Origin of the sequence: Planomonospora sp. ID91781 (assembly GCF_015711595.1) — a bacterium.
Taxonomy (GTDB): Bacteria; Actinomycetota; Actinomycetes; order Streptosporangiales; family Streptosporangiaceae; genus Planomonospora; species Planomonospora parontospora.
The window spans coordinates 2,200,675-2,214,495 of record NZ_JABTEY010000002.1 but is presented as its reverse complement, the minus strand read 5'-3'; the positions used below and the strand labels follow the sequence as shown (position 1 = coordinate 2,214,495).

General features: G+C 74.0%; 14 protein-coding genes and 1 tRNA gene. 9 read left to right on the top strand and 6 right to left on the bottom strand.

Features of this window, described 5'->3' with window-relative positions; translation table 11 throughout:
* Positions 1–60: 60 nt before the first annotated feature.
* From HS048_RS28980 to HS048_RS28970, 3 genes are all read left to right on the top strand, one after another.
* Positions 61–990 carry a diacylglycerol kinase family protein gene (locus tag HS048_RS28980; RefSeq protein ID WP_196469257.1) on the top strand — a complete coding sequence of 310 codons (930 nt, stop codon included), beginning with the start codon at positions 61–63 and terminating at the stop codon, positions 988–990.
* 139 nt (positions 991–1,129) lie between these two features.
* Entirely contained in the window at positions 1,130–1,870 is a 741-nt protein-coding gene (locus tag HS048_RS28975) for a cyclopropane-fatty-acyl-phospholipid synthase family protein (protein ID WP_230881915.1), read from the top strand.
* Positions 1,871–1,978: 108 nt separating this feature from the next.
* Complete coding sequence (locus HS048_RS28970) at positions 1,979–2,812, top strand: hypothetical protein (protein ID WP_068898844.1); 834 nt, start codon at positions 1,979–1,981, stop codon at positions 2,810–2,812.
* 112 nt (positions 2,813–2,924) lie between these two features.
* Here HS048_RS28970 and HS048_RS28965 read toward each other — a convergent pair whose 3' ends face one another.
* Both HS048_RS28965 and HS048_RS28960 read right to left on the bottom strand, forming a co-directional pair.
* Complete coding sequence (locus tag HS048_RS28965) at positions 2,925–4,187, bottom strand: serpin family protein (RefSeq protein ID WP_196469256.1); 1,263 nt, start codon at positions 4,185–4,187, stop codon at positions 2,925–2,927.
* A 70-nt stretch (positions 4,188–4,257) separates the two neighbouring features.
* Positions 4,258–4,812, bottom strand: a complete 555-nt coding sequence (locus HS048_RS28960) for a class I SAM-dependent methyltransferase (protein WP_068898840.1) — start codon at positions 4,810–4,812, stop codon at positions 4,258–4,260.
* 58 nt (positions 4,813–4,870) lie between these two features.
* Here HS048_RS28960 and HS048_RS28955 point away from each other — a divergent pair, with 58 nt between their 5' ends.
* The gene (locus HS048_RS28955) at positions 4,871–5,350 is read left to right on the top strand and encodes a MerR family transcriptional regulator (protein ID WP_196469255.1); all 480 of its coding nucleotides are present in this window, start codon (positions 4,871–4,873) and stop codon (positions 5,348–5,350) included.
* Here HS048_RS28955 and HS048_RS28950 read toward each other — a convergent pair.
* The gene (locus HS048_RS28950) at positions 5,315–6,301 is read right to left on the bottom strand and encodes a helix-turn-helix domain-containing protein (protein ID WP_068898836.1); all 987 of its coding nucleotides are present in this window, start codon (positions 6,299–6,301) and stop codon (positions 5,315–5,317) included. The two genes, HS048_RS28955 and HS048_RS28950, sit on opposite strands and share 36 nt — an antisense overlap.
* Before the next feature lie 70 nt (positions 6,302–6,371).
* On the opposite strand from HS048_RS28950, the gene HS048_RS28945 reads away from it, so the two are divergent.
* Entirely contained in the window at positions 6,372–6,851 is a 480-nt protein-coding gene (locus HS048_RS28945; RefSeq protein ID WP_068898834.1) for a rhodanese-like domain-containing protein, read from the top strand.
* Positions 6,852–7,015: 164 nt separating this feature from the next.
* On the opposite strand, the gene HS048_RS28940 is transcribed toward HS048_RS28945, so the two are convergent.
* Positions 7,016–8,791 carry an asparagine synthase-related protein gene (locus HS048_RS28940; protein WP_196469254.1) on the bottom strand — a complete coding sequence of 592 codons (1,776 nt, stop codon included), beginning with the start codon at positions 8,789–8,791 and terminating at the stop codon, positions 7,016–7,018.
* A 329-nt stretch (positions 8,792–9,120) separates the two neighbouring features.
* On the opposite strand from HS048_RS28940, the gene HS048_RS28935 reads away from it, so the two are divergent.
* Both HS048_RS28935 and HS048_RS28930 read left to right on the top strand, forming a co-directional pair.
* On the top strand, positions 9,121–10,635 hold the full coding sequence (locus tag HS048_RS28935; RefSeq protein WP_196469253.1) for a von Willebrand factor type A domain-containing protein: 1,515 nt from the start codon (positions 9,121–9,123) through the stop codon (positions 10,633–10,635).
* A gap of 112 nt (positions 10,636–10,747) precedes the next feature.
* Positions 10,748–10,820: transfer RNA gene (locus HS048_RS28930), tRNA-Ala, on the top strand.
* 210 nt (positions 10,821–11,030) lie between these two features.
* Here the strand turns inward: HS048_RS28930 and HS048_RS28925 are convergent.
* Positions 11,031–11,966, bottom strand: a complete 936-nt coding sequence (locus tag HS048_RS28925) for an AraC family transcriptional regulator (protein ID WP_196469252.1) — start codon at positions 11,964–11,966, stop codon at positions 11,031–11,033.
* Positions 11,967–12,055: 89 nt separating this feature from the next.
* Between HS048_RS28925 and HS048_RS28920 the strand changes: the two genes are divergently transcribed.
* Both HS048_RS28920 and HS048_RS28915 read left to right on the top strand, forming a co-directional pair.
* The gene (locus tag HS048_RS28920) at positions 12,056–12,988 is read left to right on the top strand and encodes an NADP-dependent oxidoreductase (protein ID WP_068898827.1); all 933 of its coding nucleotides are present in this window, start codon (positions 12,056–12,058) and stop codon (positions 12,986–12,988) included.
* Positions 12,985–13,395 carry a DUF6069 family protein gene (locus tag HS048_RS28915; RefSeq protein ID WP_068898824.1) on the top strand — a complete coding sequence of 137 codons (411 nt, stop codon included), beginning with the start codon at positions 12,985–12,987 and terminating at the stop codon, positions 13,393–13,395. Before HS048_RS28920 ends, HS048_RS28915 begins: the two co-directional genes overlap by 4 nt.
* 255 nt (positions 13,396–13,650) lie before the next feature.
* On the opposite strand, the gene HS048_RS28910 is transcribed toward HS048_RS28915, so the two are convergent.
* Complete coding sequence (locus HS048_RS28910; RefSeq protein WP_196469251.1) at positions 13,651–13,809, bottom strand: hypothetical protein; 159 nt, start codon at positions 13,807–13,809, stop codon at positions 13,651–13,653.
* Positions 13,810–13,821: the final 12 nt, after the last annotated feature.

Here is a 13,821-nt window from a genome sequence, read left to right as displayed (position 1 = left end):
ATCTTCCGGATCCGGGCAGCCGTCGGCCGTCCCGATGACGGTTACCAACAGGAGGCGGCCATGCTGCGCAAGCGGCCCCAGGTCGGCACGGTCGCGGTGGTCGCCCACCGGAGGAAGTCGCTCGGCGGAGGACTGGACGAGCTGCGCAGGCTCCTCGCCGACGAAGGCGTGGAGGAGCTCCTCTGGTACGAGGTGCCCAAGAGCAAGAAGGCGCCGAAGAAGGTGCGGAAGGCGCTCAAGGAGGGCGCCCGGCTGCTCCTGGTGTGGGGCGGCGACGGCATGGTGCAGCGGTGCGTGGACGCCGCCGCGGGGTCGAAGGTGACCGTCGGCATCATCCCGGCCGGTACGGCCAACATGTTCGCCGGGAACCTCGGCATCCCCGAGGACCTGCCGGAGGCGGTGCGGATCGCCTTCCACGGCCGGGACCGGAAGCTGGACCTGGGCAAGGTCAACGGAGAGCACTTCGCGGTGATGGCCGGCGTGGGCTTCGACGCGGAGATGATCAAAGACGCCGACCGGGGGCTGAAGGACCGGATGGGCCGGGCGGCCTACTTCTGGACCGGCCTCCGGCACGTCCGGGGCGAGCTCGTCCCGATGAAGATCAAGGTCGACGGGACGAAGTGGTTCGAGGGCGAGGCGAGCTGCGTGCTGTTCGGCAACGTCGGCACGATCACCGGCGGCATCGAGGCCTTCGACGACGCGCGGCCGGACGACGGCTGGCTGGAGGTCGGCGTGACCACCGCCAAGGGGCCCATCCAGTGGGCCCGCACGCTCGGCCGGATGAGCGTGAGCCGCTCCGACTCCTCACCCTTCGTCCGCATGACCCGGGCCAGGAAGATCACCGTAAAGCTCGGCGCGCCGATGGCCTACGAGCTGGACGGCGGCGCCAAGGGGACGGTCACCGAGCTCAGGGCCGAGGTCGTGCCCGGCGGACTCACCCTGCGGGTCCCCGAGCCGGACGGGCCGGAGGCGCAGGACGCGCCGGAGTGAGCGGGTCCCTGAGCCGGACGCGCCGGAGTGACCGCGGCCCGCGGCCGGGCCGCCCTCCGGCTCCGCGTCCCGGGCGGGGACGCGCCGGGCGGCGGATAACCGGTTGGACCCGGCGACGCGAGCGGGCAGCATGGCGGGCATGTCACTTCGCTTCCACGAGATCGCCGAGGGCGGTCACCGCATCCTGAACCCGTTCACCGACGAGAAGCTGGCGCTGCTCGGCAGGGTCGCCCGGCTCCGCCACGGCATGCGCCTGCTCGACCTGTGCTGCGGGAAGGGCGAGATGCTCTGCAGCTGGTCCCTGGAGCACGGGATCGAGGGCACGGGCGTCGACATCAGCGAGGTCTTCCTGGACGCGGCGCACGAACGGGCGGTGGAGCTCGGGGTGGCCGGCCGGGTGCGGTTCGAGCGGGGGGACGCCGGCGCCTACCGGGCCGAGCCGGGCTCCTACGACGTCGTGTCGTGCCTGGGGGCGACCTGGATCGGGGGAGGCCTGGAGGGCACGGTCAAGCTCATGCTCCCCGCGCTCGCGGAGGACGGGATCCTCCTCGTCGGCGAGCCGTACTGGACCGACGAGCCGCCCGCCGCGGCGTACGAGGCGTTCGGCTTCGGGCCGGACGACTTCACCTCGCTGACCGGGACGTTCGACCGCTTCGAGGCGGCCGGGACGGAGGTGCTGGAGATGGTCCTGGCCGACGGCGACAGCTGGGACCGCTACGCGGCGAGCCAGTGGTGGACGGTGAGCGACTGGCTCCGCGCCAACCCCGAGGATCCCGACGCCGGGGAGATGCGCACGTTCCTGGAGCGCGGCCGCCGGTCCCACATCGAGTACGGCAGGCGGTACCTCGGCTGGGGCGTCTTCGTGCTGCGCCGCCGTTGACGGTTACCGGCGAGTAGGAATAGGTTCTGCATACCGTCCGGTCGGTCCACGGGTGTGCCCGTGCGACTCCGGCCGGAACGGCCTGCTCCGCCGACTCCTGGAGGCACGATGACCGACGTCCAGCTCGCCCGGCAGTCCTGGCGCCGCCTGGAGCCCGTCCACGGGATGATCTATTTCGTCCCCGAGGCCGCCGAGCGCTACGCCGCCCTGGGGCTCGACGCCCAGGCGGGCTACTTCGCCTCCCGCTCGGCCGCGTTCGGCGCCGCCTCGCCGGATCTGGTCATCGCGACCTTCTACAACTTCCACCCCGGGCTCGTGCGCAAGGCGCTCCCGGCCGCCTGGGACGTCGTGACCCCGGCGCAGATGATCGAGGCGCGCTACGAGGCCGCCGACGCCGCGCTGCGCCGGGGCGGGGTCCACGAGGTGCCCGGCCTCGCCGAGACGACCGCGCTGGCCAGGCGGGCCGCGGAGCGCGCCTGCGAGCACCCCCAGGGCCGGGCGCTGTTCGCCGCGCACGCCACGCTGCCGTGGCCGTCCGATCCGCTGCTGGAGCTGTGGCACGCCCAGACCCTGCTGCGCGAGTTCCGCGGCGACGGGCACGTCGCGGCCCTGCTCGCAGAGGGGATCGGGCCGCTGGAGGCCCTGGTGCTGCACGGCGCCACCGGGACCATGCCGACGGTCTTCCTGAAGGTCAGCCGGGCCTGGCCCGCGGAGGAGTGGCTGGCGGCGGAGGAGTCGCTGCGCGAGCGCGGGCTGCTGGCCGGAGACGAGCTCACCCGGGAGGGACGGGCCCTGCGGCAGCGGGTCGAGGACCGCACCGACGAACTGGCCCTGCCCGCCTACGCCGCGCTCTCCGACGACGAGCTCGCCCGCCTGGCCGAGCTGGCCAGGGCCTTCGGCCGCCGGGTGGTCGACGCGGGCCTGCTCAGCATCGGCGGCTGACGGCCCGCCCGCCGCGCCGACCGGGACGGCCGGGGCGCCTGCCCGGTTCCCCGCCGCGCCGGCCGGGACGGCCGGGGCGCTCACGGCCCGCCCCGGTTCCCGCCCGAGCCGGTCAGCCGGTCGCGGTGGGATCGGCGACCTGGCCCAGGAAGAGCGGGACCAGCGTCGGCCGGTGGACGATCGCGAAGGCGAACGGCCGGTCGGCGCGGAAGACGGCCTCCGCGGGCGGCGGAGCGGCGGCGGGGAACGCCAGGCCGGTCACGGCGGCGGCCTCGGTGCCCCACTCGTCCACGGTGATGTTCGCCGTGTGCACCGCCCGGTCCAGGAAGAGGCCGTCGGCGATGCCGGAGTAGCCGGTGTTCCGCAGACCGAGCCGCCCCAGTGGCTCCTTCAGGTCCAGAGAGGTGGAGAAGTCCCATCGGGGCAGGGCGACGCCGACCCGGGTCGTCTCCAGCCGCCCGCCCAGCTCGGCGAGCGCCTCGGGGGCGAGCCGGTCGCCGACGGAGTCGCCCTCGTTCGGCAGGACGACCCACATGGCCAGCTCGCTCCCGGCGTAGGCGAGCTCGACGGCCTGCCAGCCCGGTCCGCTCGCGTAGGGGAGCTCGGCCTCCACACGCATCAGGTCCGTGCGGACCACCCTGCCGTCGGCGCGGGTGAAGGCGGCGGCCTCCTCCGGCGGGGCGGTGAACGGGACGGCCCAGTCGGCCTTCAGATAGAGCGCGTTCGCGATCACCAGCCTGGTGCGGGGGTCCAGCCGGTCGAACACCTTCTTGATCCGCCCGGCGGTCTGCTCCTCGGCCCAGGCGTCGATCGCCTCGGCGGCGTCCGAGGAGAAGTCCACCTGGTGTGCGCCGGTGCCGTACTCGGCGGCGAGCGTGCGCAGGAACTCCGCCCCGACGTCCAGGCCGTCCTGGACGAAGAGCCCGGAGGCGAGCCTGACGACCGGCGGCGACGCCCCGGTCTCCTGAGCGTCGCGCGGGGCGTCCCGGTCAGGCGGGGGAGGGGCCTCATCGGTCGTGGCGATCACCCGCGACAGCGTGTTGAACGCCGCGTGGGGCCCTTCCGGGGGGAAGCCGAAGACCTCGTCCAGTTCGGTCCCGGTCGCGGGATCCGCGCCCGCCCGCGCCATGCCGTACGCCTGGGCGATGCCCAGCGGGGACAGCACCGTGTTGACGCCGGGCTCGGCGACGGCGGTGAACAGGGCGTGGCCGAACGCCGCCAGGCCGGGCCGCAGGTTCGCCACCGGCGGGCCCGGTCCCGGTCCGGCGTAGAGATTGCGCTCCACTCCCTCCGCGGTGACCAGGCGGGACCCGGGCGGGCCGCACGCCGCGAGGGCGGCGACGGCGAGCAGGGCGGTGAACAGGCGACGGTACATGCCTTCCCAGACGTCCCGGGCACCGGAGCGGTTCACGGACGGGAGCCGGGATCCGGCCATGGTCCCGCGGTCAGACGGCGTATCCGGCGAAGAGCGGGAACGGCAGCAGCGCGCGGACCAGGGTGCGCCGCATCGGCCGGCCGGGGAAGTCCCTCCGCACGGCCTCCGCCAGCCTCCCGGCGGAGACGAACCGGAAGTCGTAGATCCACAGGGCCCCCTCGGGCTTCAGCACCCGGGCGAACTCCGCCACGGCGCGGTCCACCCGGTCCCAGTGGTGCATGCTCAGCGTCGAGACGACGAGGTCGAAGCCGTCGTCCGGGCAGGGCAGGTCCGCGACGTCGGCGGCCTCCAGGGTGATCCGGTCCTCCAGCCCGGCCCCGCGCACCCGGCGGCGGCCGATCGCGATCATGTCCCCCGACAGGTCCACGCCGGTCAGCCGGAGGTCCGGGCGGAGCCGGGCGAGTTCGAGGAGCAGGTGACCGGAGCCGGTCCCCGCGTCGAGGACGGCGCCGTCCCGGGGCACGGCGGCGGCGACGTCCCGGCAGATCCTGCGGAACAGGGAGCGGTTCAGGCGGCCCGCCCGCCGGTCGTACCGCTCAGCGTCCCGGCCTTCGAAGGTGGACATCGGAGAACACTTCCTCTCGGGGTTGACTTCCGGTCCCACCCTGCATGTTCATGTGAACATGAAGTCAAGCCCCGGAGAGACGGTCGAGATCGGCGAGCTGGCGGCCCGGTACGGCCTGGCCGCGCACGTCCTGCGCCACTGGGAGGCGGTGGGCCTGCTCAGTCCGGCGCGGCAGGGCAACGGCCGCCGCCGCTACGGCCCGCAGGACGACGCCCGGGTCGCGCTGATCGTGCGGGCCAAGGAGGCGGGGGCCTCACTGGAGCAGATCCGCGACCTGCTGGCCGCGGGCGACGGGGCGGGCAGACGCGAGGTCCTCGCGCGGCACCGGGCCGCCCTCGCCCTCCGGATGGAGCGCATCCGCTCGTCCATGGAGATGATCGGGCATGTGATGGAGTGCCCGGCGGAGGACTTCTTCGAGTGCCCGGAGTTCCAGCGGATGCTCGGGGCCGACCAGATCCGGACGCCCCGGGCTTCGACCGGCCGGCCGGTCGCCACGGAGTCCTCAGGCACCGAAGGCGCGGCGGTAGGCCGACGGTGAGGTGCGCATCGCCCGGGTGAAGTGGTGGCGGAAGGTGACCGGGCTGTCGAAGCCGACCGCGGCGGCGACCTCCTCGACCGGGACGGAGGTGGACTCCAGCAGGGGCAGGCTGGCCGCGATCCGCTGGGAGACGACCCAGCGCAGCGGGCTGGTCCCGGTCTGGCGGCCGAAACGCCTGATGAAGGTGCGCGGCGACACGCGTGCGGCCCCGGCCAGGTCGGCGACCGTGATGGGGCCGGAGAGGTGGCTCAGGGCCCAGTCCATCGCGCGGGCCACCGCGTCGTCGTCCTCCACGGGGGCGACCGCCGCCTGCACGAACTGGGCCTGCCCGCCGTCCCGGTGCGGCGGGATGACCAGCCGGCGCGCGACCGTGTTGGCCACGCCCGCGCCGTGGTCCCTGCGCACGAGGTGGACCAGCAGGTCCAGCCCGGCCGCGCTGCCCGCGCTGGTCAGCACGTCGCCGCCGTCCACGTAGAGCACGTCCGGGTTCACCCGGACCGAGGGGAACCTCCGCTGGAGCAGCTCGGCGTACCTCCAGTGGGTCGTCGCCTCCCGCCCGTCCAGCAGGCCTGCGGTGGCCAGCGCGAACGCACCCGAACAGATCGAGACGACCCGCGCGCCCCGGTCGCGCGCCGCCCGCAGGGCCGCCACCACGCCGGGGGAGACCTCGCCCCGCACGTCCGGCACCCCCGGGACGATCACCGTGTCCGCCGCGGCGAACGCCTCCAGCCCGTGCGGGGCCCGCATGGTGAGCCCGCCCGCCACCCGCAGGTCCGCCGGGCTCTCCGCGCAGACCGCCAGCTCGTACCAGGGCACGTCCAGCTCGGGTCGGGGGAGCCCGAAGATCTCCACGACGCACCCCAGCTCGAAGGGGGCCATGCCGTCGAAGGCCAGCACGGAGACGGTGCGGCGCGCGCCGCGCGGGACCGGGGACGGGAGGGGAAGCACCATGGCGAGATCTTAGCGATGGACGGCGTTCACGCCACTGGTGGCACGGTGCGGGACGCGGCACCATTTCCCCATGTCCACAGTCACCTTCCCCACGTCCGCAGTCACCGCGGTCCCCGCCGCCGCGAACGCCGCGGCCCTCGCCCACTTCGCCGCGCGTCTGGCGTTCGAGACCGACGTGTCCGACGTCGCCGCCGACCTGGCCTCCGGCGTGCCCGGCATCGTCGTGGTCGACTCCCGCAGCCTGGAGAGCTGGGAGCAGGGGCACGTCCAGGGGGCCGTCCACCTGCCCACCGCCGAGATCGCCGCCCGCGCCGCCGAGGTGGTGCCCGCCGGGGCGACCGTGGTCACCTACTGCTGGGGCCCCGGATGCAACGGCGCCACCCGCGCGGCCCTGGAGTTCGCCCGGCTCGGCCACCCGGTCAAGGAGATGCTGGGCGGCTTCGAGTACTGGGCCCGGGAGGGCTTCCCGGTCGAGACCGCCCACGGGGTCTCCCGCCGCCCGGCCGACCCGCTGACCGCGCCGGTCTCCGGCGTCTCCTGCGCCTGCTGACCTCTCGTCCGCCGGGCCGGGTACGGCAGGGCGGGCCGTCTCCGACGGGGACGGGCCCACCGTCCCCGGTACGGCGGGCCCGCGCCCGGGAGGAACGGCCCGCCGTGCTCGGGACGGGATCGTTCAGGAGGGCGGCCCGCCGTGCTCGGGACGGGACCGGAACCTCAGGACGGGATCGGAACGCGGATCGGCTCCAGCCCTTCGGGTTCCTTGCCCGGGTAGGCGCCGCTCAGCATGGTGGCGACCGTGTAGAGGTGCCAGGCCGTACCCGGCTTCTTCACGACCGGGTCGGCGAAGAGCCTGCGGACCTCGTCGGGCCTGACGATGGGGGCCAGCAGGTCGAGGTGGGCCAGGACGTGGTCGCGGAGCACGGCGCTGAGCGCCTCGCCCGGGCTGGTCCGCCAGCTCCAGCCGCCCCCGGTCTTCGGCGCGGTCAGGAACCCGGGCCTGCGCTGCCACGGACGGTACTTCCGGCCCTCGGTGAACCGCCACGGCTTGCCCTCGATCGGCACGTGCCGCAGCCGGGGCGCGAACGTCACGATCAGCTCGTGGATGACCTCCTCCGAGAGCCGCCACGACTGGTCCAGGGCGAGCGCCGCCCGGACCACCCGGTTGTCGAGGAACGGCCGTACCGGGTCGCCCCGGCGCAGCGAGCCCGCCCGGGCGCTCGCCTGCCAGCGGCCGACCTTGTACCAGACGTACATGTGGTCGAGCGCCTCCATGGCGTCCGGCCGCTCCTGCCAGGGCTTCGCGAGGGCGCGGGCGTGCTCGTTGGCCTCGTCGGTGAAGAGCGCGACGTCCTTGGCGAAGAAGGTGGTGTCGATCCGCCTGCGCAGGGCCTTGTCGCTCAGGTCGCTCTGGAGCAGCAGGAGGCTCCCGGCGCGCAGGGTCTCACCGCTCTGCCCCGACATGGTCGGCTTGGCACTGTAGGGCAGGTAGGTCACGATCGACTCGTAGGCCGAGGTCATGCCCTCGCAGGTGCGCAGCGTCTCGTAGGTCCGCGCCAGCGGGTGCTCCACCAGGACCGCGTCCTTCTTCTCGGCGCGGGCCGGCGGGATCACGGTGTGCCCGACTCCGAGCTCGTGGGCGATCCGCCGGGCGAGGACCACGTCCGGGTGGTCGTCGAGCCCGTTCGTCGTGGCCCGGAACGGCACCTTCGCGGCGTGCAGCAGCGCCGCCAGCACGCGGGTGTCCCGGCCGCCGGTCAGCGCCAGGTTCACCGGCTCGCCCGCCTCGCGCAGCGGCGCCACGGTCGCCAGCAGCGCCTCGGCCAGCTCCCCGACGAGGGCCCTGCGCCGCCTGCCCGAGGCGGGCGCGGGCCCGGCGGCCGGGAGCGGGACCGAGGCGACCGTACGGCGGCCGTCCCGGACGGTGATCGTCGACGACGGCGGCAGCGCGGAGACCCCCGCGTAGGGCGTCTCGTCGGAGAGGAAGAAGCCCTGGCGGATCATCGTCTGCAGCGCGGGCACGTCCCACTCGACCCGGTCGCCGCCGCAGGCCAGGTGGACCAGGAGGGCCCGGCTGCCGACCACGTGCAGATCGGGGGTCTCGGCGTGGAAGACCGGGCAGACCCGGTTGATCGCGGTGGCCGCGGAGAGCTCGCCGGGGGCCGCCCGGAACACCGAGAAGCACCCGCCGACGGCGTCGGTGCGCAATTCGGGAACGTGCGCGAGCCGTTCGACGTCCCGTGGTTCGGCCAGGTGGCCGTTGACGCCGGTCACCCGGTCGGGCTCGGTGAACAGGAGCTCGGGGCGGCGGGAGTCGTCGGGCTCGTTGGTCCAGGCGAACAGGGAGACGCCGGGGCGGTGCCACTCGCGGGCCCTGATGACCTCCGGGGGGACCGGGAACGCGGCGTCGATCGCGCCTCTGACGGTGTGCAGCACCGCATCGGGGACGCCCGCCTTGGGGTCCTTGGCCGCCAGTCCGAGATACACGCGCATGGTCCTGGATCATATGTCGTGTTTTTCTGCGACAACCCGCGCTTCGGGGAACGCCGGGTGCCGCGAACGGGATCCCTTCGCGTGCGACCGGCCGGGCGGCGGGCCCGGTGCGGGGACCCGGGCCGACGCCGTCCGGGTGCGGGCTCGGACCCGGTGCGCGGGACCGGAACCGGCGCCGTCCGGGCGCGTGCCCGGCCCCGGCGCGCGGGACCCCGTCCGGAAGGGCCGATCACACGCCGGACACGGTTCGCGCTCGCTTGGGTCAAGCGCCCGGCGTGCGTCGCCGGGACGCCGTCATAGGGGGTGACGCCCATCCCCCTGGAGGCGACATGAAGTCCCGTCCGCTCGCCATCGCCCTCGCCGTGATCGCCCTGCTGCTCGCCGCCGCGTGCGGTGGGTCGTCGGAGAGCGGCACCAGCAAACCCGTCGGAGAGCCGAGGATCCGGCAGGGCGAGGCCGCCGCCCCGCCGGAGCGGCCCGCGGGCCGGGAGGCCGAAGCCCCGGGGCCCGCGGAGACCGGCGCCCCCGACGCAGAGCGCGACTCCGCCCCCGGGCAGGTCTCCACCTTCGCCCTCGACGTGGACACCGCCTCGTACGGCCACGCCAGGCGGGTCCTCGCCGAGGGCGGCCGGCCCGACCCCGCCCAGGTCAGACCGGAGGAGTTCGTCAACTCCTTCCGGCAGGACTACGCCGAGCCCGGCGGCGACGGCTTCGCCGTGCACCTGGACGGGGCGCGCCTGCCGGGCAGCGGGGCCGCGCTGGTCCGGGTCGGCCTGCAGACCCGCGGAGCCGACCCGGAGACGCGGCGCCCGGCGAACCTGACCTTCGTGGTGGACGTCTCCGGCTCGATGGCCGAGCCCGGACGTCTCGACCTGGTCCGGGAGTCGCTGCACGGGCTCGTCGACCAGTTGGGGCCGGGGGACCGGGTCGCCGTCGTGGCCTTCAGCGACGAGGCGGAGACGCTCGTCCCGATGACCCCGGCCACCGGCAGGGCCGAACTGCACGCGGCCGTCGAGCGGTTGACCGTACGGCAGTCGACGAACCTGGAGGCGGGGCTGGCCGAGGGGTACGCCGAGGCGGCCCGGTCCTTCCGGTCGATGGCCACCAACCGGGTCATCCTGCTCTCCGACGGCCTGGCCAACACCGGTGAGACGAGCTGGCAGGGCATCCTGGACCGGGTGAAGGAGTCCGCCGGGAGGCGGATCACCCTGCTCTGCGTCGGGGTCGGCCGCGAGTACGGCGACGCGCTGATGGAGCAGCTGGCCGACAACGGCGACGGCGCCGCCGTCTACGTCGGCTCGGCCGGCGACGCCCGCGAGGTCTTCGCGGAGCGGCTCACCACCACCCTCGACCTGCGGGCCCGCGACGCCAAGGCCCAGGTCGCCTTCAACCCCTCGGTGGTGGAGTCGTACCGCCTCATCGGCTACGAGAACCGGGAGCTCGCGGCCGAGGACTTCCGCGACGACGCCCGGGACGGCGGCGAGATCGGGCCGGGCCACTCGGTGACGGCCCTGTACCGGGTGAGGCTGCGCGCCGGGGCGTCCGGCCAGCTGGCGACGGCGACCGTGCGGTGGCAGGACCCCGACACCCGCCACCCCGCCGAGGCCAGCCGGTCGCTGGACGAACGCGACCTGTCCGGCGCCCTGTGGGAGGGGACCTCGCCCAGGTTCCAGGTGGACGTGGTGGCCGCGTCCTTCGCCGAGCACCTGCGCTCCCGCGAGGCGACGGCCGGCCTGGGCCTCCGCGAGCTCGGCCGGCACGCGACCCGCCTGGCGGAGACGACCGAGGACCCGATGGTGACCGAGCTGGCCGGCCTGATCGACCGGGCCGCCGCACTCGGCTAGGCCGTCCCCGGGAGCCGTGACCGCCGGCCGCGCCCGGCGGTTACGGGGTGCGGGCGGTTGTCCTATACACTGGCTTGGTGCCGCTGGGGTGAACGCCCCGAGCGCGCACCGAGGGGCTATGGCGCAGCTGGTAGCGCGCCTCCATGGCATGGAGGAGGTCTGGGGTTCGAATCCCCATAGCTCCACCTCGAGCCGTTCTTGAAATGGCCTGAAGCACGTTGACGAGATCCCGTCCGATCACTCCGATCGGACGGGATCTCGCCGTTTCTCCGGATGGCGTGACCGTCGGCGGGCTCTTCCGAGCGGGTGTGGCGGCCGTGGTGAAGGGCTCGGGTGGTGTCCGGTCGCGTCGAGAGCAGGGAGAACACGGTCCGCCGACGCTTGACGGTGGTCTGCTATGCCTGGCGGCGGTACCTGCCGGGTGCGGTGCCGTACCGGCGCTTGAAGGCGTTGGCGAAGGCGAACTCCGAGCCGTAGCCGACCTCGCCGGCGATGGTGCTCAGGGGTGTGTCGGTCTGCCGGAGGAGGCGTGCGGCGGTGGTCATGCGCCACCACGTGAGGTAGGTCAGCGGCGGCTGACCGAGGAGGGCGGTGAAGCGGCGGGCGAAGGGGGCGCGTGACAGCCGGGCCTCGGCGGCGAGGCCGGCGACGGTCCACGGACGGGCGGGATCGCGGTGCATGGCCTGCAGCGCCGCGGCCACGGCGGGGTCGCCCAACGCCGCGGCCCAGCCGGTGGCGCGAAGCGCAGGCTGCTGGTCGAACCAGCTGCGCAGGATGTACAGCAGGAGCGTGTCGAGCAGTGCCGGGATGAGCGCGTCGGTGCCGAGGCGAGGACGTGTCAGCTCGGCGGTGAGCAGGTCGACGGCGGCACGAAGCTCGGGGTGATGTCCGAGGTGCGCGGGGATGTGGATCAGTTCCGGCAGGTCGTGCAGGAGCGGGTGGACGAGTGCGGGATCGAGCTCGTAGGCACCGCAGAGGATGACCGCGGCCGGGCCGCCGGTCTCGGAAGGGATTCCGACGGTGTCGACGGCGTACCTCGGCAGGAGGGCGGGCTCGTCCGGGCGGCAGGCGGGCCCGACGGGTCGGGTGGCCGGGCTGTCGGCCAGGGTGTGGCCCCGGCCGTGGGGCCGGAACACGACGTCTCCTGCGGTCAGGGGGAGCGGGTCGGCGTCCGGCCGCAGGATCCAGCACGGTCCCCGCAGGATCACGTGGAAGCCCACGGCGCCGGGAACGGGCGCGAACCGCTGCGCCCAGGAGCCGTGCCAGGTGACCTGTACCGAACGGGGCCGGCCGGTCCGCATGACCGCGAGCACGTCGCTCAGCACATCCATCCCCTGAGCCTAAGCGACAGAGACGATCACGCATAAAAAGAGGATCATCGAGCATTAAGCGTCTTGCGCTTCGTTCGTAAGTTGAGCACATGAAAGCCATGCGAATCCACCGGTACGGCGACGCGTCGGTCATCGGTCACGACGATGTCCCCCGCCCGGTACCGAGCCGCGGCGAGGTGCTCCTCCGCGTCGCCGCGACATCGTTCAACCCGTCCGAGATCGGGTTGCGCCGCGGCCTGCTGCGCTCGATCTTCCCGCTCGACCTGCCCTACACGCTCGGCGGTGACGTCGCCGGGGTCGTCGCCGAGGTCGGTGAGGGCGTGTCCGCGCTCGCCGTCGGAGACCGGGTCATCGGCCGGCTCGACGGCGGCGCGGCGGCCGAGTACGCGATCGCCGCAGTCGAGGTCCTGGTGGCGGCGCCCACCGCCATCCCGCTGGCGCACGCCGCGGTCCTGCCGATCGCGGGGGTGACCGCGTGGCAGGCGGTGTTCGAGCACGCGGACACCAGACCGGGGCAACAGGTCCTGGTCAACGGCACGGGAGCCATCGGCAGGTTCGCCGTCCAGCTCGCCCGGTACGCCGGGGCGCAGGTGATCGCCACCGCCGGCCCGCGCAGCGCCGAGGCGGTCCGGCGGCTGGGAGCCGACCGGACCGTCGACTACACCGCCGCCCCCCTCACCCAGCTAGTGGACGAACCGGTCGACGCACTGCTCAACTTCGCCGCGGTCGACCCCGCCCAGGTCGCGGAGCTGGCACCCCTGGTCCGGCCGGGCGGTGTGCTGGTGTCCGCCACGACCGAGGTCGCACATCTCGCGGGACCGCACCTCAGAGCGGTGCGCTTCGTGGTCCGCAACGACACCGATCACCTCACCGCTCTGGTGAAGCTGGTCGACGCCGGCGCGGTGAGCGTCGGTGTCGAGGCGTCCCGGCCGCTCGCCGAGCTCGCCTCGGTGCATCGCGACGCCGAGGCCGGACGGCTCCCCGGCAAGACGATCCTCCTGCCGGAAGGGAGCCCGGCATGACGGGCGTCCCCTCCCCGTCCGCGGTCCCGCGGCTGCACCGTGGTGCTCTCGCGGTCGCCGGCGCCGTCCTGTCCACGGCACTGGTATGGGCCGCAGCTCACGCCCTGGGGGTCGAGCTGCGCGTCGATCCCCGCAACGGCCGGCCCCCGGGAGTCGTCAACCTGCCGTTCGCAGTCATGGTGACGTTCGCCGTCTCTGCGCTCGGGTGGGGCGTTCGCGCACTGCTGCAGCGGGTCACCAGCCGAGCCTCCACTGTCTGGACGGTGCTGGCCTTCGGCACTCTGGCTGCGTCGTTCCTGCCGGTGTTCATGGTCGGAGCCACCGGAGCGACCCGGGCGGCCCTGGCCGCGATGCACCTCGCCGCGGCAGCCGTACTCATCCCCGTATTCGGCCACCGGACACCGTGACGGTCTTTCCCCTCGAGCGCGAGATCCGCATCGCCGTGCACCGGGAAATGATCATCTTCATCCTGGGAAGCGATCAACGATCGCCTCACTCGTCCGCAGATCAGGGCCACTCGTGAACACCTCACCTCGGTCCGTTCCCGAAACGGCCCGAAGCGCCTTGACGAGATCCCGTCCGATCACTCCGATCGGGCGGGATCTCGTCGTTTCCCCGGTCGGTGAGTCGCCCGGGCAGGTCGCCGTCGCAGGCCGGTCCGCTCAGTGGCCGCTGCGGCGGGGGGCGGCGGCCGGGCGGCGGGATGGATCGGTCCGGACCGTGGGCTTGAGGTCGCGCGCCGGATGTCCGTGCCGGTGCGGCGACCTGGTGCGGGGGTCGGTCCCGGCCCGGCGGATCGGGGCGGGAAGTTCGACGCGCATGCTCTCTCCTTG